26 protein-coding genes are annotated in these 22,220 nt (G+C 72.3%); 14 read left to right on the top strand and 12 right to left on the bottom strand.

Annotation, left to right across the window (positions count from 1 at the left end):
* Nucleotides 1-953: NADP-dependent isocitrate dehydrogenase (locus tag ABZ342_RS31225; RefSeq protein ID WP_360480495.1), on the bottom strand; the 953-nt coding region annotated here is incomplete at its 3' end.
* Between the two features lie 258 nt (nucleotides 954-1,211).
* Here ABZ342_RS31225 and ABZ342_RS31230 point away from each other — a divergent pair.
* Genes ABZ342_RS31230 through ABZ342_RS31250 form a run of 5 tightly spaced genes read left to right on the top strand, consistent with a single transcriptional unit; the run spans nucleotide 1,212 to nucleotide 3,179 of the window.
* The gene (locus ABZ342_RS31230; protein ID WP_360480498.1) at nucleotides 1,212-1,730 is read left to right on the top strand and encodes a hypothetical protein; all 519 of its coding nucleotides are present in this window, start codon (nucleotides 1,212-1,214) and stop codon (nucleotides 1,728-1,730) included.
* A 25-nt stretch (nucleotides 1,731-1,755) separates the two neighbouring features.
* Nucleotides 1,756-2,136 (top strand): DUF2203 domain-containing protein, encoded by a 381-nt coding sequence (locus ABZ342_RS31235; RefSeq protein ID WP_155548984.1) that lies wholly within the window; start codon nucleotides 1,756-1,758, stop codon nucleotides 2,134-2,136.
* Nucleotides 2,137-2,145: 9 nt separating this feature from the next.
* Entirely contained in the window at nucleotides 2,146-2,763 is a 618-nt protein-coding gene (locus ABZ342_RS31240; RefSeq protein WP_360480501.1) for a class I SAM-dependent methyltransferase, read from the top strand.
* 28 nt (nucleotides 2,764-2,791) lie between these two features.
* Nucleotides 2,792-3,061 carry a hypothetical protein gene (locus ABZ342_RS31245; RefSeq protein ID WP_360480504.1) on the top strand — a complete coding sequence of 90 codons (270 nt, stop codon included), beginning with the start codon at nucleotides 2,792-2,794 and terminating at the stop codon, nucleotides 3,059-3,061.
* Nucleotides 3,048-3,179, top strand: a complete 132-nt coding sequence (locus ABZ342_RS31250; protein ID WP_360480507.1) for a hypothetical protein — start codon at nucleotides 3,048-3,050, stop codon at nucleotides 3,177-3,179. Before ABZ342_RS31245 ends, ABZ342_RS31250 begins: the two co-directional genes overlap by 14 nt.
* Here the strand turns inward: ABZ342_RS31250 and ABZ342_RS31255 are convergent.
* Both ABZ342_RS31255 and ABZ342_RS31260 read right to left on the bottom strand, forming a co-directional pair.
* Nucleotides 3,169-3,633, bottom strand: a complete 465-nt coding sequence (locus ABZ342_RS31255) for a hypothetical protein (RefSeq protein WP_360480509.1) — start codon at nucleotides 3,631-3,633, stop codon at nucleotides 3,169-3,171. The two genes, ABZ342_RS31250 and ABZ342_RS31255, sit on opposite strands and share 11 nt — an antisense overlap.
* A 101-nt stretch (nucleotides 3,634-3,734) precedes the next feature.
* The gene (locus ABZ342_RS31260; RefSeq protein WP_360480511.1) at nucleotides 3,735-4,148 is read right to left on the bottom strand and encodes a DUF2000 domain-containing protein; all 414 of its coding nucleotides are present in this window, start codon (nucleotides 4,146-4,148) and stop codon (nucleotides 3,735-3,737) included.
* Between the two features lie 49 nt (nucleotides 4,149-4,197).
* On the opposite strand from ABZ342_RS31260, the gene ABZ342_RS31265 reads away from it, so the two are divergent.
* Together ABZ342_RS31265 and ABZ342_RS31270 are read left to right on the top strand one after the other, a co-directional pair.
* Entirely contained in the window at nucleotides 4,198-4,974 is a 777-nt protein-coding gene (locus tag ABZ342_RS31265; protein ID WP_360480513.1) for an AraC family transcriptional regulator, read from the top strand.
* Nucleotides 4,975-5,004: 30 nt separating this feature from the next.
* Nucleotides 5,005-5,586: an HhH-GPD-type base excision DNA repair protein gene (locus tag ABZ342_RS31270; protein ID WP_360480516.1), complete on the top strand. Its 582-nt coding sequence runs from the start codon at nucleotides 5,005-5,007 to the stop codon at nucleotides 5,584-5,586.
* A 63-nt stretch (nucleotides 5,587-5,649) separates the two neighbouring features.
* Here the strand turns inward: ABZ342_RS31270 and ABZ342_RS31275 are convergent, their stop codons facing one another.
* Complete coding sequence (locus tag ABZ342_RS31275; protein ID WP_284745510.1) at nucleotides 5,650-6,084, bottom strand: TrmH family RNA methyltransferase; 435 nt, start codon at nucleotides 6,082-6,084, stop codon at nucleotides 5,650-5,652.
* A gap of 195 nt (nucleotides 6,085-6,279) precedes the next feature.
* On the opposite strand from ABZ342_RS31275, the gene ABZ342_RS31280 reads away from it, so the two are divergent.
* On the top strand, nucleotides 6,280-6,468 hold the full coding sequence (locus ABZ342_RS31280) for a DUF1918 domain-containing protein (protein WP_360480520.1): 189 nt from the start codon (nucleotides 6,280-6,282) through the stop codon (nucleotides 6,466-6,468).
* Here the strand turns inward: ABZ342_RS31280 and ABZ342_RS31285 are convergent.
* Complete coding sequence (locus ABZ342_RS31285; RefSeq protein ID WP_360480523.1) at nucleotides 6,465-7,643, bottom strand: MFS transporter; 1,179 nt, start codon at nucleotides 7,641-7,643, stop codon at nucleotides 6,465-6,467. The genes ABZ342_RS31280 and ABZ342_RS31285 overlap by 4 nt on opposite strands.
* 108 nt (nucleotides 7,644-7,751) lie before the next feature.
* Here ABZ342_RS31285 and ABZ342_RS31290 point away from each other — a divergent pair, with 108 nt between their 5' ends.
* Together ABZ342_RS31290 and ABZ342_RS31295 are read left to right on the top strand one after the other, a co-directional pair.
* A complete protein-coding gene (locus tag ABZ342_RS31290) occupies nucleotides 7,752-8,075 on the top strand; it encodes a metalloregulator ArsR/SmtB family transcription factor (protein ID WP_155548976.1) in 324 nt (107 codons plus the stop codon).
* 194 nt (nucleotides 8,076-8,269) lie between these two features.
* On the top strand, nucleotides 8,270-9,454 hold the full coding sequence (locus ABZ342_RS31295) for an MFS transporter (protein WP_155548975.1): 1,185 nt from the start codon (nucleotides 8,270-8,272) through the stop codon (nucleotides 9,452-9,454).
* Between the two features lie 48 nt (nucleotides 9,455-9,502).
* On the opposite strand, the gene ABZ342_RS31300 is transcribed toward ABZ342_RS31295, so the two are convergent.
* Together ABZ342_RS31300 and ABZ342_RS31305 are read right to left on the bottom strand one after the other, a co-directional pair.
* Entirely contained in the window at nucleotides 9,503-9,826 is a 324-nt protein-coding gene (locus tag ABZ342_RS31300) for a DUF3017 domain-containing protein (protein ID WP_155548974.1), read from the bottom strand.
* Nucleotides 9,826-10,680, bottom strand: a complete 855-nt coding sequence (locus ABZ342_RS31305) for a bifunctional methylenetetrahydrofolate dehydrogenase/methenyltetrahydrofolate cyclohydrolase (RefSeq protein ID WP_360480528.1) — start codon at nucleotides 10,678-10,680, stop codon at nucleotides 9,826-9,828. Before ABZ342_RS31305 ends, ABZ342_RS31300 begins: the two co-directional genes overlap by 1 nt.
* Before the next feature lie 188 nt (nucleotides 10,681-10,868).
* Here ABZ342_RS31305 and ABZ342_RS31310 point away from each other — a divergent pair, with 188 nt between their 5' ends.
* The gene (locus ABZ342_RS31310; protein ID WP_360480531.1) at nucleotides 10,869-13,613 is read left to right on the top strand and encodes a glycohydrolase toxin TNT-related protein; all 2,745 of its coding nucleotides are present in this window, start codon (nucleotides 10,869-10,871) and stop codon (nucleotides 13,611-13,613) included.
* Nucleotides 13,614-13,654: 41 nt separating this feature from the next.
* Here the strand turns inward: ABZ342_RS31310 and ABZ342_RS31315 are convergent, their stop codons facing one another.
* A complete protein-coding gene (locus ABZ342_RS31315) occupies nucleotides 13,655-14,242 on the bottom strand; it encodes a pentapeptide repeat-containing protein (protein ID WP_155548971.1) in 588 nt (195 codons plus the stop codon).
* A gap of 28 nt (nucleotides 14,243-14,270) precedes the next feature.
* Nucleotides 14,271-14,729, bottom strand: coding sequence for a VOC family protein (locus ABZ342_RS31320; RefSeq protein WP_360480535.1), 459 nt, complete (start codon nucleotides 14,727-14,729; stop codon nucleotides 14,271-14,273).
* Nucleotides 14,730-14,804: 75 nt separating this feature from the next.
* Between ABZ342_RS31320 and ABZ342_RS31325 the strand changes: the two genes are divergently transcribed.
* From ABZ342_RS31325 to ABZ342_RS31335, 3 genes are read left to right on the top strand one after another with little or no spacing between them, the layout of a single operon-like run.
* A complete protein-coding gene (locus ABZ342_RS31325) occupies nucleotides 14,805-15,617 on the top strand; it encodes a helix-turn-helix domain-containing protein (RefSeq protein ID WP_360480538.1) in 813 nt (270 codons plus the stop codon).
* Nucleotides 15,586-16,014 carry an acyl-CoA thioesterase gene (locus tag ABZ342_RS31330; RefSeq protein ID WP_360480541.1) on the top strand — a complete coding sequence of 143 codons (429 nt, stop codon included), beginning with the start codon at nucleotides 15,586-15,588 and terminating at the stop codon, nucleotides 16,012-16,014. Before ABZ342_RS31325 ends, ABZ342_RS31330 begins: the two co-directional genes overlap by 32 nt.
* A 31-nt stretch (nucleotides 16,015-16,045) precedes the next feature.
* A complete protein-coding gene (locus ABZ342_RS31335; RefSeq protein WP_360480544.1) occupies nucleotides 16,046-16,795 on the top strand; it encodes a methyltransferase domain-containing protein in 750 nt (249 codons plus the stop codon).
* Here ABZ342_RS31335 and ABZ342_RS31340 read toward each other — a convergent pair.
* From ABZ342_RS31340 to ABZ342_RS31350, 3 genes are read right to left on the bottom strand one after another with little or no spacing between them, the layout of a single operon-like run.
* Complete coding sequence (locus ABZ342_RS31340) at nucleotides 16,767-20,072, bottom strand: error-prone DNA polymerase (RefSeq protein WP_360480547.1); 3,306 nt, start codon at nucleotides 20,070-20,072, stop codon at nucleotides 16,767-16,769. The genes ABZ342_RS31335 and ABZ342_RS31340 overlap by 29 nt on opposite strands.
* The gene (locus ABZ342_RS31345; protein ID WP_360480550.1) at nucleotides 20,073-20,507 is read right to left on the bottom strand and encodes a hypothetical protein; all 435 of its coding nucleotides are present in this window, start codon (nucleotides 20,505-20,507) and stop codon (nucleotides 20,073-20,075) included. It abuts the gene before it with no gap.
* 2 nt (nucleotides 20,508-20,509) lie between these two features.
* Nucleotides 20,510-22,072 carry a DNA polymerase Y family protein gene (locus tag ABZ342_RS31350; RefSeq protein ID WP_360480665.1) on the bottom strand — a complete coding sequence of 521 codons (1,563 nt, stop codon included), beginning with the start codon at nucleotides 22,070-22,072 and terminating at the stop codon, nucleotides 20,510-20,512.
* Nucleotides 22,073-22,220: the final 148 nt, after the last annotated feature.

The following is a 22,220-nucleotide window of genomic DNA, read 5'->3' on the forward strand; positions in this document are numbered from 1 at the left end:
GGCGGCGGTGCGGGAGCTGATGGCGACCGTGCGGGCGGGCAGCGGGATCCGGAGCGCGACCACCGAGGCCGAAGGCGGCTTCGTCGTCGGAGCGAGCCGAAGCCCTGCGCGACCGTGTCGGACTGGACGTCACCGTCGTAGTTCTTGCACGCCCAGACGTAGCCGCCCTCCCACTTCATCGCCGCCGCGACCATGTCGTCGATCAGGCGGTGCTCGTAGGAGATGCCCTTGGCGTCGAACTCGGCCTTGAACTCGGCCTGGAAGATCTCCTCGAACACGTCCTTGAACTGGCCGTCGTAGGCCTTGAGGATGGTGTTCTTGGTGGAGAGGTAGACCGGCAGGCCGCGGTCGAGGCCGTACTGGAGCGAAGCGCGCGCGAAGTCCTCGATGGACTTCTTGAAGTTGTACATCCCCATGGCGACGCCGCCGCCCTCGGGGAACTTCGCGACCTCGAACTCCATCGGCTCGGAGCCGTCGTCCGGGGTGTAGCTGATGGTCAGCGTGCCCGGGCCGGGGACCTTGAAGTTGGTCGCCTTGTACTGGTCGCCGTGGGCGTGACGGCCGATGATGATCGGCTTCGTCCACGTCGGCACCAGCCGCGGGATGTTCTGGATGACGATCGGCTCGCGGAAGATCACGCCGCCGAGGATGTTGCGGATCGTCCCGTTCGGGGACAGCCACATCTTCTTGAGGCCGAACTCTTCGACGCGCGCCTCGTCCGGGGTGATCGTGGCGCACTTGACGCCGACGCCGTGCTTCTTGATCGCGTTCGCGGCGTCGATCGTGACCTGGTCGTCGGTGCGGTCCCGCTCCTCGATGCCCAGGTCGTAGTAGTCCAGGTTCACGTCCAGGTACGGGTGGATCAGCTTGTCCTTGATGAACTGCCAGATGATGCGGGTCATCTCATCGCCGTCGAGTTCGACGACGGTGCCCTGGACCTTGATCTTGGCCATGAGCAGCGGTGCTCCTTCCGCGGATCTTCGCGTTACTTCGATAAGTCTTCGCCGGTAGCGGTACAAGCGTACTGCTTGACCGTCCTGGATGGTTCCAGTAGTGGCCGGTATCAAGTCTCCCCCGCCTGTTTGTGGTGGTAGTCACCGGGCGGGTGCCGCCGTTCGCCCGATTCGACCGTTCGCCGAGCGATCGTCGCGTGGAGGGGTGAACCAAGGCACGATGCGATCCGTGAACTCATCATGCGGGAGGTGACGGCCATGTCGACCCATCGGTACGCCGAGTACGAAGACGAGTACGAGGACTACGAAGACCCCGAAAACACCGCTGACGTGCTCGACGAGCGGCCGCGCCGCGGCGTCGCCCACTTCGTCAGCGCGCTGGGCGGGCTCCTGCTCACGCCGGTCGCGCTGGGCCTGCTGAGCTGGGGCGGGCTGCGCCAGCAGCAGCTGATCCAGGCGACGCTGAGCACCAACCGCGACCCGCAGGGCATCGCGCTGCTGGCCGGCGGGGCGATCCTGCTGCTGGTCGTCGCGTCGCTCGGCGCGCTGTCGGCGGTCGGCCCGATCCTCGGCGGGCTGCTCTACGGCGTGCTGCCCGGCGTCGCGGCGATGGCCGTGCCCGACTGGGGCTTCCGGCTGGTGAACCTGATGCCGAAGAGCGACATCGCGTACGGCGTCATGGACTTCCTCTTCATCGGCGGCCTGCTCGGCGTGGGGTTCCTGCTCGTCGGCAGCGGGCTGGCCAACGCGCTGGTGCGGCGGCGCCGGGAGGCCTGAACCGCGCCGGTGGGATCATCGGCCGATGGGTTTGTTCACCGTCGCCGAAGCCTGCGACGAACTGGCGAAGCTGCGGCCGGTCCTCGACGAACTGGTGCGCGTGCGGGCCGACGCGGCCGAGCTCGCGGCGTCGCTGCGGCCCGGCGGGCGCGCCACCGAGCTGGGCGGGCTGCCCGAGTGGAAGGCCGCGCAGGCCCGGCTCGACGACCTCATGACGACGGTCCAGCGCACCGGCGCCGAGCTCAAGGGGTTCGCGCCGCTGCTGGTCGACTTCCCGGCCGAGCTCGACGGCGTCGACGTGCTGCTGTGCTGGCTCGAGGGTGATCGCGAGCTGGGCTGGTACCACCGCACCGACCTGGGCTTCGCCGGTCGCCGTCCGCTGAAAATCGCTGGTCCGCCGGACTAGGTTGGGTCCGTGGACCACGCATCGCGGGCAGCGCTGTTCGACGGCACGGCCGAGAACTACGACGAAGACACCTTCCACGCCCAGGTGGCGGACGCGCTGGTCGCGCCGCTGCCGGCCGGGCCGGGGCTCGTGCTGGACGTCGCCACCGGCACGGGGTTCGCGGCGTACGCGGCTTTGCGGCTGAAGCCTTCTCGCGTGCTGGCCGTCGATCTCTCGCCGGCGATGGTGGCTCAAGCCGCGGCGAAGGCCGCTTCGCTCGATCCTGCCGGGGTGATCACCTGGCAGGTCGGGCCGGCGGTGCCGATGCCCGCGGACGACGGTTCGGCCGACGTCGTGCTGTGCTCGTCCTCGCTGCACTTCCTGGGCGCGGTCGCGTTCGCCGACTGGCTGCGGGTGCTCCGGCCGGGCGGACGGCTGGCGTTTTCGGTGGTTTCGGGGGCGCGGTTCAAGCCTTCCGGCCCCTTCGCGGCGTTCGTGCCGGCGGACTTGTCGTTCCCGCTCGACGAAACCGGGGCCGCGGCCCTGGCCTCGTCGGCGGGGTTCCGGGACGTCTCGGCCCGGACGTTCACGGTCGACGGCGGCGACCGGGTGCGGAGCGTCTTCCTGGTGCACGCGACGGCCCCGTGAACCTGGAGCGCCCGGCGTGGTTTGGCGCATGCTGGGCAGTGACGCGGGCACGCCCGCCGATCCCGACGGCTGGTTTCTCCAGCGCCGGGACCGGCCCGCGGACTGGGTCACCGCGGACGGCGGCCGGGTTTCCCTGCGGCTGGAGGCCTACACGGAGTACCGGCGGCTGCCGGGCGAGGTTTCCGTGGTCGAGGTCTTCGAGCTGAGCGCCCGAGCCTTCCGCAAACGCTTGCACCTTCGAAATCGCCGAGGTATCGACGCTCGGCCCCGACGTGGTTTGGCGCATGCTGGGCAGTGACGCGGGCACGCCCACCGATCCCGACTGCTGGTTCCTCCAGCGCCGGGACCGGCCCGCCGACTGGGCCGCCTGGGTGACCGCCGGGACGCTGCCGCCCGTCGAGCGGCTCAGGCCGTGAAATGGACCTCGCCGCGGGTGGCCGGGCCGTCCGGGCTGCCGCAACGCTGGACGAACGTCAGGTCCACGCCGGTCGCGTCGAGGCGGTCGATCGTGAAGTCCGCGTAGTCGTCGCCGCAGCCGAAGCCGCCCGTGACCACTGAGATGCCCGGGGTCGTCGACGCCGGGTCGCTCGGGCTTCGGTAGCGCGCGCCCGTGTAGGTCCCCGGGTGCAGGGACTCGCCCGCCGGGGCGCTCAGCTCGATGCGCAGGTACTCGAATCCCGCGTCGACGTCGATCGTCAGCCTGCCGTCGTGGTTCCACGTCGCGATCTCGGCATCCGGTGCCGCGTAGTGGGCGCTGCCCTGCATCGGCCAAGCGCCATCGTCCGAGGTGTAGTCCACCGTCCGCACCGGGTCCGCCGACGCGATCGGCACGAGCGTCAAGCCCAGCCCGGACGCCGCCGCAAAGATCACGCAGGCACGACGAAACGAATTCACGGAACCTCCCCATCCCGAGGCCGCCTGGTGCGGCATCACGATCATGCTGGCAGCGCGACCGGGCCCGGGGATAGGTCTCAACGGTGCAATGAAGCGCCCTTGAGGATCTTGTCCACCGCGTTCTTCGGGCCGTGCACCGCGAGCCCGGCCAGCGCGAGCTTCTCCCCCGGCACCGCGCGGACCGCCGCCCGGTTGTCGACGTCATTGCCCGTGTGGAACAGCTCGTCGGTGAAGATCGAGAACCGCAGCCCGCGACCCAGCGCGCGGGTGTGCGCCGCGGTCAGGACGTCCGCGCTGCCCGAGAACACCATCACCGGCTGGCCGAACATCGGCAGGTACTCCGTGCCGTCGGCGTCCGCGTAGGGCTCGCCCATCAGCTCCGGCGTCACGTGGGCGATCCCACTCACCAGGAACGCGGTGACGTTCAGCCGCTGCCAGGACGCCAGGTCGTCGCGCAGCAGGACGGCGATCTTCGTGTCGAAGGAAGTCATGCACGAAGACTCGTCCGCCGGCCACGCCCGCGTCTTGTACGTTCTTGACATGGCCCACGTGGAAGCTTGGCGGCCGGCGGTCCCGGGGATCGCCGAGGTCTTCCACGCCCACTTCATCACGCACGCCTACCCGTTGCACACGCACGACACGTGGACGCTGCTGATCGTCGACGACGGCGTCATCCGCTACGACCTCGACCGCCACCACCACGGCGCGCTCGGGACGGCGGTGACGCTGCTGCCGCCGAACGTCGCGCACGACGGGCGCGCCGCGACCAGCCACGGCTTCCGCAAGCGCGTGCTCTACCTGGACACGTCGGTGCTGGGCGAGGACCTCGTCGGCGCGGCGGTCGACCAGCCGAGCGTCGCCGACGGCCTGCTGCGCACCCGGATCCACCAGCTGCACGCGTCGCTGGCCGAGCCGGGCGACGCACTCGAGGCGGAAAGCCGGCTCGCGCTCGTCGCCGAGCGGCTGCGCACCCACCTGGGCCGGACGGAGACGCACCCGCCGAAGCAGGGGCTCGCGGACGACCTGCGGGACCTCCTCGACGCTCGCCTGCCCGAAGCCGTGACGCTCGCCGAAGCGGGCGAGACGCTCGGCGCGCACCCGGCGCACCTCGTCCGCTGCTTCGGCGCGCGGTTCGGCCTGCCACCGCACCGCTACCTGACGGGCCGCCGCGTCGACCACGCGCGCCGGCTCCTGCTCGACGGCGCTCCCGCCGCGGAGGTCGCCGTGACGGCCGGGTTCACCGATCAGGCCCACCTGACCCGGCACTTCAAGCGGTACCTGGGCACGACGCCGTCGCGGTACTCGAAGGCTCGTTGACCCACCGGCCGGTTGTGTCAAGATGACCGCATGCTGCGCGAACTGCACCTGACCGGCGACCCGGCCGCCGACAAGCTGCTCAACGACGACCCGTTCGCCCTGCTCGTCGGCATGCTCCTCGACCAGCAGTTCCCGATGGAGCACGCGTTCGCCGGCCCGCGGAAGATCGCCGACCGGATGGACGGCTTCGCGCTGGCGAAGATCGCCGCGACCGACGTCGAGACGTTCGTCGAGATGTGTGTCGTGCCGCCGGCCATCCACCGCTACGGCGGTTCGATGGCCCGCCGCGTGCACGCGCTCGCGGAGCACATCATCGAGAACTACGACGGCCGGACCGAGGGGCTCTGGCTCGACGGCCGCCCGAAGCCCGACGGCCCCGAAGTCCTGAAGCGGCTGCGGGCGCTGCCGGGGTTCGGCGAGCAGAAGGCGAAGATCTTCCTGGCCCTGCTGGGCAAGCAGCGCGGCATCCAGCCGAAGGGCTGGCGCGAGGCAGCGGGCGCGTACGGCGACCGCGGCTCGCGCCGGTCGATCGCCGACGTCACGAGCGCCGAGACGCTCGCCCAGGTCCGGGCGTTCAAGAAGGCCGCCAAGGCCGCCGCCGCGTCGAGCTAGCGCACCCCGACGCGCAGCGGGCCCGGCGACCGCGGGCCGTACTGATTCGTCCACAGTGGACCCTCACAGCAGGCCGGCGAGTTTGTACAGGACCAGGCTTCCCGCGACGGCGACGTTGAGGCTCGCGCCGGTCCCCACCATCGGGATTTCGACGACGGTGTCCAGCAAATCGAGCGCCTCCGGCGGGATGCCGGTCTGCTCGTGGCCGAGCACGGCGATCGTGCGGCCGCGGGCGGCGGGAAGGTCGGCCAGGCGCACCGCTTCCTCCGCCAGCTCGACGCCGACCACGCGCGTGCCCGCGGCCCGTTCGCGGGCCAGCCAGCCCGGCGGGTCGTGCACCCAGTGCACGCATGCCGGGCGCCGCAACGTGTTGCCGCGGCGCAGCGCCTCCGGTACCCAGGGGAACCGCGGCACCGCGAGGCACGCGCCCACCGCGTCGCAGGTGCGCAGGAGCGTGCCGAGGTTCGCGCCGTGCAACGGCCAGAGCGGGGCGGCCACCAGGTGACCCCAACAGGAATGCGCCTTGCTCCGCCGGGACTTCCGCAGCTCGCGGGGCGTGCGGACCCGGACAGCGGGGCTCACCGGCGCCGAGGCGCGGCGCCTCCGATTTCGTTGGTCATGCCCGGAGTCTAACCCGTTCGCCGGGACCGTCGAACGAGTTGCGCTCCTACCCTGGACCCGGAGGTGAAGGCCATGCACGCCGGAATGGGAGACGAAATCCAGGTACACGGCCGTACCGTCGGGTCGGCCGAGCAGCGCGGCGAGATCCTCGAAGTCCGCGGGCCCGACGGCGCCCCGCCCTACCTGGTGCGGTTCGCCGACGGACACGAGGCGCTCGTCTTCCCCGGGCCGGACTGCGAAGTCCAGGCCCACGCCGACTAACCCACGGCGACCTCTTCACGACGTCCGCGGACCCGGCCCCACGCGGTGCCGACGAGCACCAGCGCCACCAGGGTCAGCGCCGCCGCGACCTCCGGGAGCAGCAGCGGCCCGGCGGAGTCGAGGACCGCTCCGCCGACCACGCCGGACAGCCCCACGCCGAGGTAGATCGCCGACGCGTTGAGCGACAGCACCAGACCCGCGTGGCCCGGGGCCAGCTCGATCAGGCGGTGCTGCACCGGCGGGCTGAACGACCACGTCGCCACGCCCCACACGAACAGCGCGACACCCGCCACGATCGGCGTCGTCGTCGCGATCGGCAGCAGCGCCAGCACGACGGTGATCGCGGCCGTCACGACCAGCAGCGGCGTGCGCGAACCCCAGCGGTCGGTCGCCCGGCCGGCGGCGAAGTTGCCGACCGCGCCGCCGACGCCGTAGCAGAAGAGCAGCACCGTGACCGCCGTGCCGTGGACGCCCGCGGTCGCGGCCAGCAGCGGTGACACGAACGTGTAGACCATGAACGCGGCGAGGCAGCCGAGCACCGTCACGGCCAGCATGACGAGCACGCGCGGGTCGCGGCCCGCGGCGAACCGCTCGGCCAGGCTCACCTTCGGCGGCGCGGCGACCGACGGCAGCGCCACCCGCACGGCCAGCGCGCTCGCCAGCGAGAACGCCGCGACCAGCGCGAACGCCGTCCGGTAGCCGAGGTGCTGCGAAATGAGGCTGCCCAGCGGGACGCCGAAGATGAGCGCGACGGTCAGGCCGCCGAACACCAGCGCGACCGCGCGGCCCCGGCGTTCCGGGCTGCTCAGCTCGGCCGCGACCGCACTCGCCGCCGGGGTGAACACCGCGGCGCCGACCGCGGTCACCACCCGGGCCAGCAGGAGCGTGCCGTAGCCGGGTGCGAGTGCCGCGAACAGGTTGCCGGCGGCGGTGACGACGAGCGCGGCGACCAGCAGCGCCCGGCGCTCCCAGGTGCCGGTGACGGCGGCGAAGATCGGCGAGCCGACCGCGTACGCGATGGCGAAAGCCGTGACGAGCTGCGCCGCGGCGGTGGCCGACACGTGCAGCTCGCCGGTCAGCGCCGGCAGCAGCCCGGCGACGATGTAGCCGCTGGTCCCGACGCCGAACGCGCCGAAGGCCAGCACCGAGATCCTCGAGGGCGAGGGTGCGGACATGGGTGGGTCCCCCAAGCGGGCGGGTGATTGGTTCGACGAACGTCGTAGTTCGACCATCACCGTACTACGCCGCTCCGACAATTTCGATCGGCGTCGTACAATGGGCTCATGGCCAAGACCGTCACGCTGCCGCCGATCGTCCACCCGACGACGGACGAGATCACCGTCGAAGGCGTGCTCCGCGCTCTCGCGGACCCGGTGCGCCTGGCGATCGTGCGCCAGCTCGCGGCCGCGGACCACGAGATCGCGTGCGGCGGGCTGACCGTGCCGGTGACCAAGTCCACACTCACCCACCACCTGAGCATCCTGCGCCAGGCCGGCGTCGTGGCCGGCCGCCAGGAGGGGACGACCCGGTTCAACGCGTTGCGCCGCAACGACCTCGACGCCCTGTTCCCGGGCCTGCTGACCGGCGTTCTGGCCGCTCCGCGCTGATCACGCCGTTACGGTGTGGATCGTCACGCGCTATCGGGATGACAACGACCCCCTCCGCTTGTTGGACTGTGCGTAGGACAGCCCACGGCGCTGGGGCCGCATGGCTGTCTTCTTTTTCGTCCACAAACTGAACCGATCCAGTACCTGTGACTGAGACGGCCAAGTAATCGATTTCTCATCTGGGAAGGAGTGCCGTGCCCGTCGCGCTGCTCGCGCTCGCCATCGGAGCCTTCGGCATCGGGACCACCGAGTTCGTCATGATGGGCGTGCTGCCCCAGGCGGCCGCCGAGTTCGGCGTCGACATCCCGACCGCCGGCTACCTCATCTCCGCCTACGCCCTCGGCGTCGTCGTCGGCGCCCCGCTGCTCACCGCGGTCGCCGTCCGGCTGCCGCGCAAGACCATGCTGCTGGCCATGATGGGCCTGTTCACCCTGGGCAACGCCCTCTTCGCGCTCTCCCCGAACCAGGAGTTCGGGGTCGCGTTCCGGTTCCTGGCCGGCCTGCCCCACGGCGCGTTCTTCGGTGCCGGCGCCGTCGTCGCCTCCAGCCTCGTCGGGCCGGGCCAGCGCGCCAAGGCCGTGTCGATGATGTTCCTGGGCCTGACCCTGGCCAACGTCATCGGCGTGCCGCTGGGCACGCTGCTGGGCCAGCGGGTCGGCTGGCGCGCCACGTTCGGCGTCGTCGCCGTGATCGGCCTGGTCGCCGCCGCGGCCATCGCGAAGCTGGTGCCCCACCAGGGCCGGCCCGCGGAGGCCTCGCTGCGCACCGAGCTCGGTGCGTTCAAGCGGCCGCAGGTGCACCTGGCGCTGGCGATCGTCACCTTCGGACTCGGCGGCGTGTTCGCTTGCCTGTCCTACATCACGCCGATGCTGACCGACGTCGCCGGCTACTCGCCGTCGAACGTCACCCTGCTGCTGTCGCTGGCCGGGGTCGGCATGACGATCGGCAACCTGCTCGGCGGCCGCCTGGCCGACCGCGCGCTGATGCCGGGCCTGTACGCCGCGCTGCTGGCGCTGGCGTGCGTGCTGGGCATCTTCACGATCACCGCGCAGGGCAAGGTCGGCGCGGCGATCACGATCTTCTTCGTCGGTGTCGCCGGGTTCATGATCGGCCCGATGATGCAGGCGCGGATCATGGAGAAGGCGGGCGGCACTCCGTCCCTGGTGTCGGCCGCCGTCCAGTCCGCGTTCAACATCGCGAACTCGATCGGGGCGTACCTCGGCGGGCTCGTGATCGCGGGCGGCCTCGGCCTGGTCGCCCCCAACTGGGTCGGCGCGCTCCTGGCCGTCTTCGGGCTGTCGCTGGCGATCGTCTCCGGCACCCTGGACCGCCGCGAAGCGCGCGCCGAACGTCACCGCGAACTCGCGATGGCGTCCTGACCGGCCTGAAAAGCGCCACTTTCCCCGGGAAGTGGCGCTTTTCGGCGTTCAGGAGGAGGCGAGCGGGCCGCCGATGATCGTCAGGGCCACGTAGAGCACGGCGGCCGCGAGCCCGACGTACGTCACGATGTCGACGACCTTGCCGCGGATCGCGAGCAGCCCGGCCCGCTCCGTCGGCAGCACCGCCCGCAGCACCCCGGCGAGCAGGAGCGCGGCGCCGATCAGCGCCGCGCCCTCGCGCCAGTGGTACTGGACGATCCGCAGCGCCGCGACGGCCGCCACCAGCAGCACCGCCGCGAACGGGAGCTGCGTGAACCTGGCCCGTCCGCCCCGGCGGTCGTGCACGTCCCGCCGGTCTTCGGTCATCGTCATCAGCCTTGGACCGAGCGCTCGGCCGCTTCGACCACGTTGCTGACGAGCATCGCCCGGGTCATCGGCCCGACCCCGCCCGGGTTCGGCGAGATCCAGCCGGCCACCTCGGCCACGTCCGGGTGAACATCGCCGGTGAGCTTGCCGTCCACGTGGGACACGCCGACATCGAGCACCGCGGCGCCCGGGGCGACCATGTCCGGCGTGATGATCCCGGGCACACCGGCCGCGGCGACCACGATGTCGGCCCGGCGGACCTCGGCGGCGAGGTCGCGGGTGCCGGTGTGGCAGAGGGTGACGGTGGCGTTCTCGCTGCGGCGGGTCAGCAGCAGGCCCAGCGTCCGGCCGACGGTGATCCCGCGGCCGACGACCGTGACGCGCGCGCCGTTCAGCTCGACGCCGTGGCGCTTGAGCAGCTCGATGATCCCGTACGGCGTGCACGGCAGCGCGCCCCGCTGGCCCAGCACCAGGCGGCCGAGGCTGACCGGCGCGAGGCCGTCGGCGTCCTTCTCCGGGTCGATGCGCTCGAGGACGCGGTTCGCGTCGAGGTGCTTCGGCAGCGGCAGCTGGACGAGGTAGCCGTGGCACGCCGGGTCGGCGTTCAGCTCGTCGATGACGGCTTCGAGCTTGTCCTGCGAGATGTCCGCGGGCAGGTCCCGGCGGATCGAGTTGATCCCGATCTTCGCGCTGTCGGCGTGCTTCATCCGCACGTAGGAATGCGACCCCGGGTCGTCGCCGACCAGGACGGTGCCCAGGCCCGGCGTCACCCCCTTCGTGGCCAGCGCCGCGACGCGCGGCTCGAGCTCCGCGAAAATGGCGTTCTTGGTGGCCTTGCCGTCGAGAATCTTCGCCGTCACGACGCCCATTCTGGCAAAGCGACCCCCGCGCGTCGCTTCCAGGCGCGCGTGGTCGCAGCCCGTAGAGTGATCGTCACCCCCGCACGGTCCACTCGCGACGCTGGCCGCGATCAAGCTGTGATCTACCGCACCTCGCATCACCCGAGGTCAGACCGTGTGCCACCGGGTCGCCGAGCGGCAAAACCCACATGCGGGGTGCACTCGCGCGCGCGAACAGTCAAAATGTCCCCGTGGCACAACCGACGACGCAGCTGAACGCGACCGAGCAGGACACCCTGGTCAAGCAGATCGGCCTTGCCCTGCTCCGTGCCGCCCCGCGCGACTGGCGCAAGGTCTCGGCGGAATACCGAGCCGTCGGGAGGTACCACGAGCTGACCGGCGAGATCGTCACCGAAGACGGCACGGTGCACGAGTGGCTCGCCACCCACGACATCGCGACCCTCTTCGGGCGGTTGCGCGGCGGCATGTACCGCGACGGCCGCGGCACGTGGTTCAACGCGCGCTACCAGCTCGACCACCCGTCCAGCTACAACCTCGAGTACAACCGCGACGAGCCGGTGTGGAACCTCGCGCCGCCGCCGCAGGCCTACTCGGACGAGCTGCGGATGTTCCCGCGCACCGAGGACAACGTGCCCGAGTGGCTGATCCGGCGGATGTCCGGGCTCGGCCCGGAGCAGCCGGGGCCGCACTTCCGGATCGCGCGGATCTTCGACACGATCGGCCCCGCCGGCCGCCCGGTGATCAACCGCCCCGACCTCGAGGTCGAGGAGCAGGACCGGCTGCTGGAGTACCTCGACCACGCGCCGCTGGTCGTCACCGAGCGCGGGTACGACATCGACCGCCTGGCCGCGACGCCCGAGGCCACCGTGCCGGTCGCCTTCCACAGCGACGGGCAGTGGATCTGGCCCGCCGCGGTCAACTTCTACCTGCGCAAGTACGGCGTTTCGCCCGAGTCGGACCTGGTCGAGCACGTGCGCGCGGTCGGCTTCTCGCTGCCGCCGGTCGACGAGCCGACGCTGCAGGCCGCCGGCGCGTACCTGACCCGCGGCAACCAGCCGCCCCCGCAGCAGCAGCGCCCGGGCGGCCCGCCGCCGCAGGGCCCGCCGCCCGGACCGCCGCCGCAGGGGCCGCCGCCCCAGCAGGCACCCGCGGGCCCGCCGCCGACCATGGTCGCGCCGGCGGTGCCGGTCCCGCCGGCCCCGCAGCACCAGGAGCCGCCCGCACCCGTGGAAGCGCCGCCGGCCGCGGCGCACGCCCCCGAGCCGGAGGCCCCGGCCGAGGAGCACGCGTACGCCGAAGACGCGGAGTTCGCCGAAGAGGGCTACGACGACCAGGAGTTCGACGACCGCTTCGCCGAGGAGGACTCCTACGGCGAGGACGAGTACGAGCACCCCGAGCACGCCGCCGGCGCGAACGGCACTTCGCCGGAGCCGGGCCGGGTGCCCGACCTCGAAGAGACCGCGGAGTACGTGCCCGACCAGCCGATCGGGCACGGGGAGGAGCCTCGCGACGGCGCCCACGCCCCGGGCCGGTTCGGCGACGAGCCGGAGCCGGAGCCCGCTTCCCACCACGAGGACGACGAGCACCCCGCGTTCGACGCCGGCACCCATCGCGACGACGAGCCGGCGCACGCCGCGTTCCAGCCGGACGAGGCCGAGTCCGCGGCCGACGCCTTGCCGGGCCGGGCCCGCCAGGACGAGGAGTCGTTCCAGCCGCCGGAGCAGCCCGCGTTCGACCCTGGTCCGCCGACCATGATCACGCAGTCGGAGGTGCCGGGCGTGCTGCCGGTGCCCGAGCCGACGATGCCGCCGCGGCCGGCCGTCCCCGCACCGGCTCCCGAGCAGCCCCGCTCGGGCCGCCGCGCGCTGCGCCGCGAGACCCCGGACCACCCCGTGCTCGCCGGCCTGCAGGCCAAGCTGGACGAGCTCGAGGTGCCCGAGAGCGGCTACAAGCTGGGCGAGCCCGCCGAGCACGGGTGGAGCGTCGAGCAGGTCGACGACGGCTGGCGCGTCGGCTGGTACGACGGCAAGCTCAGCAACCCCGCGGTCTTCGGTGACGCCGAGGACGCGGCCGCGTTCATGCTCGGCAAGCTGCTGCTCCACCCGGAGGGCCACGTGCCCGAGCCGGAACCGGAGCCCGAACCGGAGCCCGAGCCCGAGCCGGAACCGGCGCCTCAGCGGGTCGTCGCGACGCTGTCGCCGGAGGTCGCGACCGGGTCGTACCCGGTCCGCAAGCCGGAGCCGCCGGTGCCCGCCCAGGAGCAGACGGCGTTCACGAGCGCCGAGGAGCTGTTCGGCGACCTGGAGGACGACGAGCCCCCGGCCCCGCCGACGCCGCCGCGTCAGCCCGTGCCGGTCCCGGCCGGGCCGCCGCCGCTCGCCCAGCAGCAGGCCGGGCCGCCGCCCGCGGCCCCCGCGCCGCCCCGGCGCGAACCGCCGTCGACACCGACCGTCCTGGCGTCCCCGGTGCCGCCGGGTGCCCCGCCCGTCGGGGCTCCGCTCGGTGCGCCGCCCGCCCCGCCACGTCGTGAGGAGCCGGCCCGCCCGGCCGTCAACGGCGGTGGCGGCGGTGCTCAGCAGCAGTGGCCGATCGGGCCGATGGCCGGTGAGCCGCCGCTGACGCTGTTCCGCGGCAAGGAGCTGCGCGAGCTACCCGCGGGCAGTGAGCTGGACCGCTTCGGCGGCCCGACCGGCAACCTGACGTACGCCGCGGGCACGCCGTTCGCCGAGCGGTCCCTGGTGCCCGAGTGGGTGAACCGGCCGTACCACGTCTACCGCGTGCAACGGCCGCTCGAGGCGCTGGCCGGCGTCGCGATCCCGTGGTTCAACCAGCCGGGCGGTGGGTCGGCGTACCTGCTCCCGGCGTCGATCGAGGAGCTGGTCGCCGAGGGCGACCTGATCGAGCTCGACCCGGGCGAACCCCCGATCGACTGAGCTTCTTCGAAGGCCCCGGCGCTGCCGGGGCCTTCGTGGTTTCAGCGGATGACGAGCCCGTGGGCGGCGGCGAAGGCGATGGCCGTCTCGACGTCCACTTCGGCGCCCCGCAGGTTCGCCTGGACCAGGGCGTTCGCGTCGAGGCGCGCGCCGCGCAGGTCCGCGCCGTCGAGCTTCGCGGCCTGGAGGCGGGCGCCGGTCAGGTCGCTCCCGCGCAGGTCGGCGCCGGTGAGGTCGGCCTCGGTCAGGTTGGCTTCGCGCAGCCGCAGCCCGGACAGGCCCAGCTTGCGCAGCCGCGCTTTCGCGAGCGATGCCAGCGAGAGGTCGCACTCGGTGAGGGCGATGCCGCCGAACCCGCACTCGGCGAACGACGAGCCGAGCAGCGAGCACGACGTCCAGCGGCTTTCGACCAGCACCGAGCGGTCGAAGGTGCACGACCGGAACGCGGACGCGTCGTGCCGCGAGCGTGAGAGGTCGGCCCGGCCGAACACGCAGTCGTCGAAGGTGCAGCCACGCGTGCGCAGCCCGCTCAGGTCCGCCCCGGTGAAGTCGCACCCGGTGAACCGGCGCTTTTCCCACCACTGCCCGGACAACACCGCTTCGCGGTAGTCCTCCCCCGTCTCCAGCACGGCCCCAGGGTGCCACACCCGCGTCCGGCTAGAGCTTCGCACCCTGGACGTAGTTCATGGCCTCGACGTACTCGGGCAGCTGCGCGCGGCGCGCCATCTCGGCTTCGTCCAGGTCCTCCAGGCGGGTCTGGATCCACCACAGGTTTCCGAAGGGATCCCGCACGCGGCCGACGCGGTCGCCGAAGAACAACACCGTCTGGCGCGTCACTTCGGTCGCGCCCGCCGCGATCGCGCGCCGCTGGGTTTCTTCGCTGTCCGGCACGTAAAGCCGCAGGAAGGCCGGGGTGTCCGCCCAGTCGTCCGGCGAGTCGAACGCCATCACGACGGCATCGCCGATGCGGACCTCCGCGTGGCCGATCTTCCCGTCTTCGCCGGCGACGCGGCCGAGCTCCTCGGCGTCGAAGGCGCGCCTCAGGAATTCGAGCAGGCCGGCGGTGTCGTGGCCGATGATCCACGGGGTGACCGTCGTGTAGCCGGCGGGAACCATGTTTCCTCCTCGGTCGGTGTGGCCCCGACGATAAGGTCGAAATAGAACAGTTCCTGACCGCTGCATACTGGGCTCATGGGAGTTCCGCTGCGGCCGCTGGCGGCGCGGTCGGTGTACCGCGAAGTCGCGCCGCCCGCCGCTTTGGCCGGCGTCCTGGCTTGCGGCTGGCACGGGCAAACGGGCTGGGCGCGGCCGCTGCGCGTGCTCCCGGACGGCTGCGCGGACCTCGTCTGGGACGGCGACGCACTCACGGTGGTCGTCACCGTCGGCGCTCCCCTGCGGCTGTGGGTGCCCGCCGACGCGTCGCGAGTCGGCGTGCGGCTGCGGTGCGGGGCCGCGGCCGCCGTGCTCGGCACGTCGATGCCGGAGCTGCCCGCGGGCGCGACCCGGCTGAGCGACCTCTGGGGTGCCGACGCCCGTCGCGCCGAAGAAGCCCTCGCTGCCGCAGATTCCGAAGCCCAGCGCGGAATCCTCGAAACGCTCGTCGCTCGCCGGAGTGCGACGCCGGACCGGCGGGTGCTGGCCGCCGTCCGGGCGCTCGGCGCGGCCACGCGGACGTCCGACGTCGCCGTGGGGATCAGCGAACGCGCGTTGCGACGGCACCTCGTCCACGCCGTCGGCGCCGGACCCAAGCAGCTGCACCGCGTCCGGCGGTTCCAGCGGTTCCTGCGCCTCCTCGAGCCCCTGGTCGCCGGGCGGACGTCGCTGGCGCGCGCCGCCGCCGAACTCGGGTACGCCGACCAGTCGCACCTCGGCCGCGAATGCCGTCGCCTGTCCGGTTCCTCCCCGGCCGCGCTCGTGCGGGTGGCCGAAAAGTTCCAGACGCCCGCCCCGCCCGTGCGCCACGATCGCCGGCATGTTCCGAGTCACCATCGCGGTACGCGCTGACGACCTCGACGTCAACGGCCACGTCCGCGGCCCGGCCTACCTCGCCTACGCCGACCACGCGCGCTGGGTGTGCGTGCGGGCCGCCGGCATCGACCCCGCCGAGCTGACCGCGCGCCGGATCGGTCCGGTCAACCTGGAGACGACCGTGCGGTTCCACCGCGAGCTCGTCCCGGGCAGCGAGGTCTCCGTCAGCTGCGAATTCCGTTACGGCGAAGGCAAGACCTCGCGGGTCGAGCAGGAGTTCCACGCGCCGGACGGGACGCTCGTCGCCTCGGTGTCGTCGGTGTCGGGGCTGCTGGACCTCGACCGGCGGCGGCTGCTCCCGGACCCCGGCGCGTACTGGCGGGAGCTGGCCGCCCACCCGGAGCTGCTGGGCCTCGCGCCGAAAACCGGGTGATCTTCCCCGGCCCGCTCACTACGGTGGCGCCGTGCCCGACCACGACTACGTCGATCCCTACCTCGCCTCGCTCTACGACACGATGAACCCGCGCGAGAGCAGCGGCGACTTCGCGTTCTACCTGCCGATGATCATGGCCGCGGAGTCGGTGCTCGACGTCGGCTGCGGCACCGGTTCGCTGCTGCACTGGGCGCGCGAGTCCGGCCACGCGGGACGGCTCGTCGGCCTCGACCCCGCCGAGGGCATGCTCATCCAGGCCCGCCGCCGGGACGACGTCGAGTGGGTGCACGGCGATTTGTCGACCGCCACTTGGGAAAGCGAGTTCGATTTCGCGGTGATGACCGGGCACGCGTTCCAGGCGCTCCTGACCGACGACGAACTCCGCACGGCGTTCTCGGCGATCCACCGCGCGCTGAAGCCGGGTGGCCGGTTCGGGTTCGACACGCGCAATCCCGCCGCCCGCGGCTGGGAACGCTGGACGCCCGCGCACGTCTGGGAGGCCGGTGAGGTGCGGTCGTGGAACGACGCCGGGCCCTTCGAGAACGGCTACGTCAGCTTCACGACGACGTACGAAAGCCCTCAGTGGGACGCGCCGCAGTACAGCGAAAGCACGTTGCGCTTCCTCGACATCCCCTCCCTGGCCGGCTTCATCGAGGACGCCGGGCTGGTCGTCGACGAGCAGTACGGCTACTGGGACCGCACCCCCGTGACCGGCGACAGCCCGGAGATCGTCACGATCGTCCGGCGCCCGCTCACCGGAAGTCCCGCGACTTCGCCTTGATCCGCATCGGCAGTGCCTCGACGCGGTCGGCGAGCACGCTGACCACGCCGTCGGCCTTCTCCACCACCCCGCGGATCAGCAGCGCCGGGCTCGCGCGCGCGACGCGGTGGTAGCGCTGCCACAGGCCGAGCGTGCAGATCACGTTGACCATCCCCGTCTCGTCCTCGATGTTGAGGAAGGTGACGCCGCCCGCGGTCGCCGGGCGCTGCCGGTGCGTGACGGCGCCGCCGACCAGCACGCGCACGCCGTCGTCGAGGTCGGCGAGGCCGTTCGCCGGGACGACGCCGAGCGCGTCGAGGCGGTCGCGGATGAACTGGGTCGGGTAGCTGTCCGGCGATACCCCGGTGGCCCAGACGTCCGCCGCCGCGAGGTCGATGCCGTCCATCCCGGGCAGCGTCGGCGCCGACCCGCCGACCAGGCCCGGCAGCTTCTCCGGGCGTTCCCCGGCGACGGCACCCGCGGTCCACAGCGCCTGACGGCGGTCGCCGCCGAACCCGGCGAACGCGCCGGCCGTGGCGAGCGCCTCGATCTGCGGGGTCTTCAGCCGGACGCGGCGGGCGACGTCGGCCATGTCGGTGAAGTCGCCGTTCGCCTGTCGTTCGGTGACGATCCGCTTCGCGACGTCCTCGCCGATCATCCGGACGGTGCTCAGCCCGGTGCGGACGTCGTGGTACTTGCCGCCGCCCGGCTCCAGCGTCGCGTGCGGCAGGCTGCGGTTGATGTCCGGGCCGTGCACGGTGACGCCGTGCCGCCGGGCGTCCGCGACCAGCGACTGCGGTGAGTAGAACCCCATCGGCTGAGCGCGCAGCAGGCCCGCCAGGAACGCGTCCGGGTGGTAGAACTTGAAGTAGGCACTGGAAAACACCAGGTGCGCGAAGCTCAGCGCGTGGCTCTCCGGGAAGCCGAAGTTCGCGAAAGCCTTGAGCTTCAAGAAGATCTTCTGCGCCAGCTCGTCTTCGACACCGTTCGCGGCGGCGCCTTCGAGGAACCGCTGACGCAACCGGTCCATCTTCCGGTCCGAGCGCTTCGAGCCCATCGCGTGCCGCAGTTGGTCGGCCTCCGCCGCCGTGAAGTCGGCGACGTCCAAGGCGATCTGCATCATCTGCTCCTGGAACAGCGGCACGCCGAGGGTCTTCTCCAGGGCCGTCGCCAGCAGCGGGTGGTCGTAGTCCCACTCCTCGATGCCCTGCTTGCGGCGGATGTACGGGTGCACCGAACCGCCCTGGATCGGGCCGGGCCGGATCAGCGCGACCTCGACGGCGAGGTCGTAGAACTTGTCGGGCTTGAGGCGCGGCAAGGTGGCCAGCTGCGCGCGGCTTTCGACCTGGAACACGCCGATCGCGTCGGCGCGGCAGAGCATGCCGTAGATGTTCTGGTCCGTGAGGTCCAGCTCGGCGAGGTCGATCTTCTCGCCCTTGTGCTCCTCGACGAGGTCGAGCATGTAGTGCAGGGCCGAGAGCATGCCGAGGCCGAGCAGGTCGAACTTGACGAGCCCGGCGGCGGCGCAGTCCTCCTTCTCCCACTGGATGACGCTGCGGTTCTCCATCCGCGCCCACTCGACCGGCACGACCTGGCTCACCGGTTCGTGGCACATGACCATCCCGCCGGAGTGGATGCCCAGGTGCCGAGGGAAGTCCTCGAGCGCGAACGCGAGCTGCACGACCTCGTCCGGGATGTCGTGGTCGTGGTCCTTTTCGGTGCTGCGCAACGATCCCCAGCGGTCGATCTGCTTGCTCCAGGCGTCCTGCTGCCCCGGCGAGTAGCCCAGTGCTCGCGCGGCGTCGCGGACGGCGGACCGGGCGCGGTAGGTGATCACGTTCGCGACCTGGGCGGTCCGCAGACGCCCGTGCTTCTCGAAGACGTACTGGATGGCCTCCTCGCGGCGGTCGGACTCGATGTCGAGGTCGATGTCCGGGTAGCCGTCGCGGTCCGGGGCGAGGAAGCGCTCGAAGAGCAGCTTGTTGGCCACCGAGTCGACCTTCGTGATGCCGAGCGCGTAGCAGACGGCCGAATTCGCGGCCGAACCCCGGCCCTGGCAGAGGATGTTGTGGTCGTTGCAGAACTTGACGATGTCCCAGACGATCAGGAAGTACCCGGGGAAGCCGAGCTGCTCGATGATTTCCAGCTCGTGCTGGATCTGCTCGTTGGCCTTTTCTTCGTGTTCCTTGCCGCCGAAACGCTCCTCTGCGCCCTTTTTCGTCAGCTCGCGCAGGTAGGTCGCTTCGGTGTGGCCGTCGGGGACGTCGAAGGGCGGCAGCTTCGGGGCGATCAGCTTGAGCGGGAAGGCGCATTCCATGCCCAGCAACGCACTGCGGCGGACGGCGCCGGGGTAGCGCCGGAACAGGACGTCCATTTCGGCGCCGCTGCGGAGGAACGCCGTCCCGGCGGCGGGCAGCCAGCCTTCCAGCTCGTCGATCCCGCGACGGGCGCGGATGGCGGCGAGCGCGTCGGCGAGCGGGGCACGTTCCGGACGGGCGTAGTGCGCGGCGGTGGTGGCCACGGTCGGGAGGCCCAGTTCGCCGGCGAGCTTCGTCAGGACGTCGTTGTGGGTGCTGTCGAGCGGCTGGCGGTGGTCGGTGAGCTCGACGTAGACGTTGTCCTGGCCGAACCGGTCTCTCAGTTCCTTCAGTTTCTCCGCGGCGGCCGCCGGGCCGTGCGTGACGAGTGCGGAGCGCACCGCGCCTTTGCGGCAGCCCGTCAGCACCACGCACTGCCCGGCGACCTCCTCGGCGACCGCACCGAGGTCGTAGCTGGGCTTGCCCTTCTCGGCGCTCTCGTGGATCTGGCCGGCGGTGATGGCGCGGCAGAGAGCCCGGTAGCCCTGGTCGCCGCGGGCGAGCAGCAGGAGGTGCTCGCCTTCGGGGTCGGCGACGCCGTTCTGCGGGCCCTGGAGGCCGAAGCTCAGTTCGGTGCCGAAGACGGTGTTGACGCCCAGTTCCCGCGCGGCCTCGGCGAAGCGGACGACGCCGTACATGCCGTCGTGGTCGGTGAGCGCGATGGCGTCGAGCTGCAGGCGTGCGGCTTCTTCGACGAGCTCTTCGGGATGGCTGGCGCCGTCGAGGAAGCTGAAGTTGGAGTGGCAGTGCAGCTCCGCGTAGGGGACGCGGACGGTTTCGCCGCCGTCGTCGTTGCGCCGGGTGGGGAGGTTCTGTGGCCGCTGGTAGGCCTCGCGCTTGCGGCCCCAGGCGGGGCTGTCACCGTGGTCGCCGGGAGGCACCCCGCCGGCGAGGGTGCGGGCGAGGTCCTTCCAGCGGACGGGCGGGTTGTTCCAGCCCATTCAGCGGCTCCCGGGCTCTTCGGTTCCCTGCGCCTCCCGGCGGCGACGGTGCCAGTTGCTGGGGTGGTTCCAGCGGCTCCGAGCCTCGGCTTCACTCATGGGGCGCGGCTCCGCCGCCGGGGTGGCCGGATGATCCGCCGCATCGGTGCGTCGTCGCCGGTCGGCGGGACCGCTCAGGCGGCAGCCGTTCTCCTTCGACGAGCGTGGAACCGGCAGCATGATCACCGGGCACACCCACTCTTCCTCGGTATCGGGCAGCTGTCCGCGCACCGACCAGCTTTCGCTCGCCGCGTCACCCACCTCCGCGTGGTGGTCGCCGGTTGCCGGGGCCGGTACCTCTCGCAGCCATTCGCGCTCCTCTTCGGCTCGGCGGGGCGTTGCTCCCGGTTCGGCTCGCAGCCAGGCTCGGAGCTTTCGTGCGTAGTCCTCGTCCATGCTCAGTCGTACACTCCCTCGACCGTCCACAGTGGATTTTCCGTGCCCGCGCAGTGCACCAGCACCGCGTCGGGCGGGTCGTCCGGCTCACCCGCGATCAGCAGCTGCAGCCGCGCGCGCCGGGGGCCCGGTCTTCGGCGGTCACCCGCCACCGGCCACGGCCCCGCCCACCCCACGACCTCGCGTGGCGGGCCGCCGGTGATGCTCAGCCCGCGCGGGACCGCCGTCAGCTGCTCGCGCGCCGTGATGCCCACCGGCCTGCCCTCGCCGTCGAAGACCTGGGCCGGCACCGGGCGGTCGAGGACCGTCGCGGGCGAAGGAGCCGGCAGCCGTCCGGGCCAGGTCGCGTCCGCGGGCGCCGACTGCTCGCGCGGGTCACCCCACGGCACCAGCCGGACGCGGCCCGCCGGGTCGCGGCCGCCGTCGAGCAACGGCGTCACCACTCCCCCCGGCCCGAGCAGTCCCTGGACCCGCACGAACGCCCGCGCCGCGCGTTCGTCGTCCTCGTCGGAACGGCCGTTCCGCCACAGGTCGAGCTGCAGAGATCGCCCTTCGACGACCTCCTCGGGCTCCAGTCGCAGCCGCACCACACCCGAAGTCGGACGCCGGCCCGGCGCCGCGCGCAGCCAGCCTTCGAACTGCCAGCGCACGCGGTCGGCGACCCCGGCGGGCGTCAGCGGTTCCGCGCATCGCCACGCGCGGCCGAGGTGTTCGCCCTCCTCGGTGACCGCGTAGACACCGAGCCGCGTGCAGGCCAGACCGTGCCCGGCGAGCCCGGCGCAGAACCGCGTCGCGAGGCCCTTGGCGAGGAAGGCCGCGACGTCCACCCGCTCGACGACCGGGGCGAACTCCTCGGTGAGCGTCAGTTCGGGCGGCGGCCGGCGCCGCAGCGGCGGACGTTCGGACCGGCCCCGCGCCAGCCGGTGCGCGAGCACGCCGTCGGCACCGAAGCGGTTGACGACGTCCCGCTCGGGGAGTTCCGCGAACGCGCCGAGCGTCCGCAGTCCGAGCCGGCGCAACAGGTCGACGAGCTCCGCGCGCTCGGCGCCGGGCTGGTCGAGCTCGGTGACGGGCAGCGGCGCGAGGAACTCGGCGACGCGCCCGGGTTCGACGAACTCCCCGCACCGAGCGGCGAGCGTCGCGGCGAAGAGCCCTTCGGCGACGCCGACCTGGCACTCCACGCCCGCCGCGGCGGACACTTCGTCGACGAGCCGTTCGACGAGGGCGTGCTCCCCGCCGAAGTACCCGGCGGCACCGTCGACAGGGACGGCGACGAGCCCCGGCCGCACGACCTCGACCCCGACGACGAGCGCCTCGACCGCCCTCGCGACGGCTTCGAAGAGCCGCGCGTCCCGGCCGTCGTCGGCGGCGAAGACGGCCAGGTCCGGACAGTTCGACTGCGCCTCCCGCCGCCGCATCCCCCGCCGGACGCCGTTCCGCCGGGCCCCGGCATTGCTCGCGACAACCCGGTTCGCACTGAAAACAGCGGCGGGCACGGTGACGGCAACGCCCTCAACGGCCGCAGCGGCGACCACGGGCCAGTCCGGGCACCAGAGGACGAGCATCCGGGTGGGGAGGTCGACGGAACGCCGCTGCGCGGGGACGGTCATGCGGCCTCCCCGCGTGAGAGACGCAGGCCAGCCAGGCGGCTCGCGTGCCCAGAGGGTCGACTTGCGTGCCCAGAGGGTCGGCTTGCGTACCTGGAGGGTCGGC

This window comes from Amycolatopsis sp. NPDC005961 (genome assembly GCF_040629235.1).
Taxonomy (GTDB): Bacteria; Actinomycetota; Actinomycetes; order Mycobacteriales; family Pseudonocardiaceae; genus Amycolatopsis; species Amycolatopsis camponoti.

Bases quoted from the DNA above. Each gene is read 5' to 3' on its own strand.
- ABZ342_RS31230 (WP_360480498.1), top strand. From the start codon at position 1,212: ATGTCGACCCATCGGTACGCCGAGTACGAAGACGAGTACGAGGACTAC.
- ABZ342_RS31235 (WP_155548984.1), top strand. From the start codon at position 1,756: ATGGGTTTGTTCACCGTCGCCGAAGCCTGCGACGAACTGGCGAAGCTG.
- ABZ342_RS31245 (WP_360480504.1), top strand. From the start codon at position 2,792: ATGCTGGGCAGTGACGCGGGCACGCCCGCCGATCCCGACGGCTGGTTT.
- ABZ342_RS31250 (WP_360480507.1), top strand. From the start codon at position 3,048: ATGCTGGGCAGTGACGCGGGCACGCCCACCGATCCCGACTGCTGGTTC.
- ABZ342_RS31260 (WP_360480511.1), bottom strand. From the start codon at position 4,148: ATGACTTCCTTCGACACGAAGATCGCCGTCCTGCTGCGCGACGACCTG.
- ABZ342_RS31265 (WP_360480513.1), top strand. From the start codon at position 4,198: ATGGCCCACGTGGAAGCTTGGCGGCCGGCGGTCCCGGGGATCGCCGAG.
- ABZ342_RS31270 (WP_360480516.1), top strand. From the start codon at position 5,005: ATGCTGCGCGAACTGCACCTGACCGGCGACCCGGCCGCCGACAAGCTG.
- ABZ342_RS31280 (WP_360480520.1), top strand. From the start codon at position 6,280: ATGCACGCCGGAATGGGAGACGAAATCCAGGTACACGGCCGTACCGTC.
- ABZ342_RS31285 (WP_360480523.1), bottom strand. From the start codon at position 7,643: ATGTCCGCACCCTCGCCCTCGAGGATCTCGGTGCTGGCCTTCGGCGCG.
- ABZ342_RS31290 (WP_155548976.1), top strand. From the start codon at position 7,752: ATGGCCAAGACCGTCACGCTGCCGCCGATCGTCCACCCGACGACGGAC.
- ABZ342_RS31300 (WP_155548974.1), bottom strand. From the start codon at position 9,826: ATGACGATGACCGAAGACCGGCGGGACGTGCACGACCGCCGGGGCGGA.
- ABZ342_RS31310 (WP_360480531.1), top strand. From the start codon at position 10,869: ATGCGGGGTGCACTCGCGCGCGCGAACAGTCAAAATGTCCCCGTGGCA.
- ABZ342_RS31320 (WP_360480535.1), bottom strand. From the start codon at position 14,729: ATGGTTCCCGCCGGCTACACGACGGTCACCCCGTGGATCATCGGCCAC.
- ABZ342_RS31325 (WP_360480538.1), top strand. From the start codon at position 14,805: ATGGGAGTTCCGCTGCGGCCGCTGGCGGCGCGGTCGGTGTACCGCGAA.
- ABZ342_RS31330 (WP_360480541.1), top strand. From the start codon at position 15,586: ATGTTCCGAGTCACCATCGCGGTACGCGCTGACGACCTCGACGTCAAC.
- ABZ342_RS31340 (WP_360480547.1), bottom strand. From the start codon at position 20,072: ATGGGCTGGAACAACCCGCCCGTCCGCTGGAAGGACCTCGCCCGCACC.
- ABZ342_RS31345 (WP_360480550.1), bottom strand. From the start codon at position 20,507: ATGGACGAGGACTACGCACGAAAGCTCCGAGCCTGGCTGCGAGCCGAA.
- ABZ342_RS31350 (WP_360480665.1), bottom strand. From the start codon at position 22,072: ATGCTCGTCCTCTGGTGCCCGGACTGGCCCGTGGTCGCCGCTGCGGCC.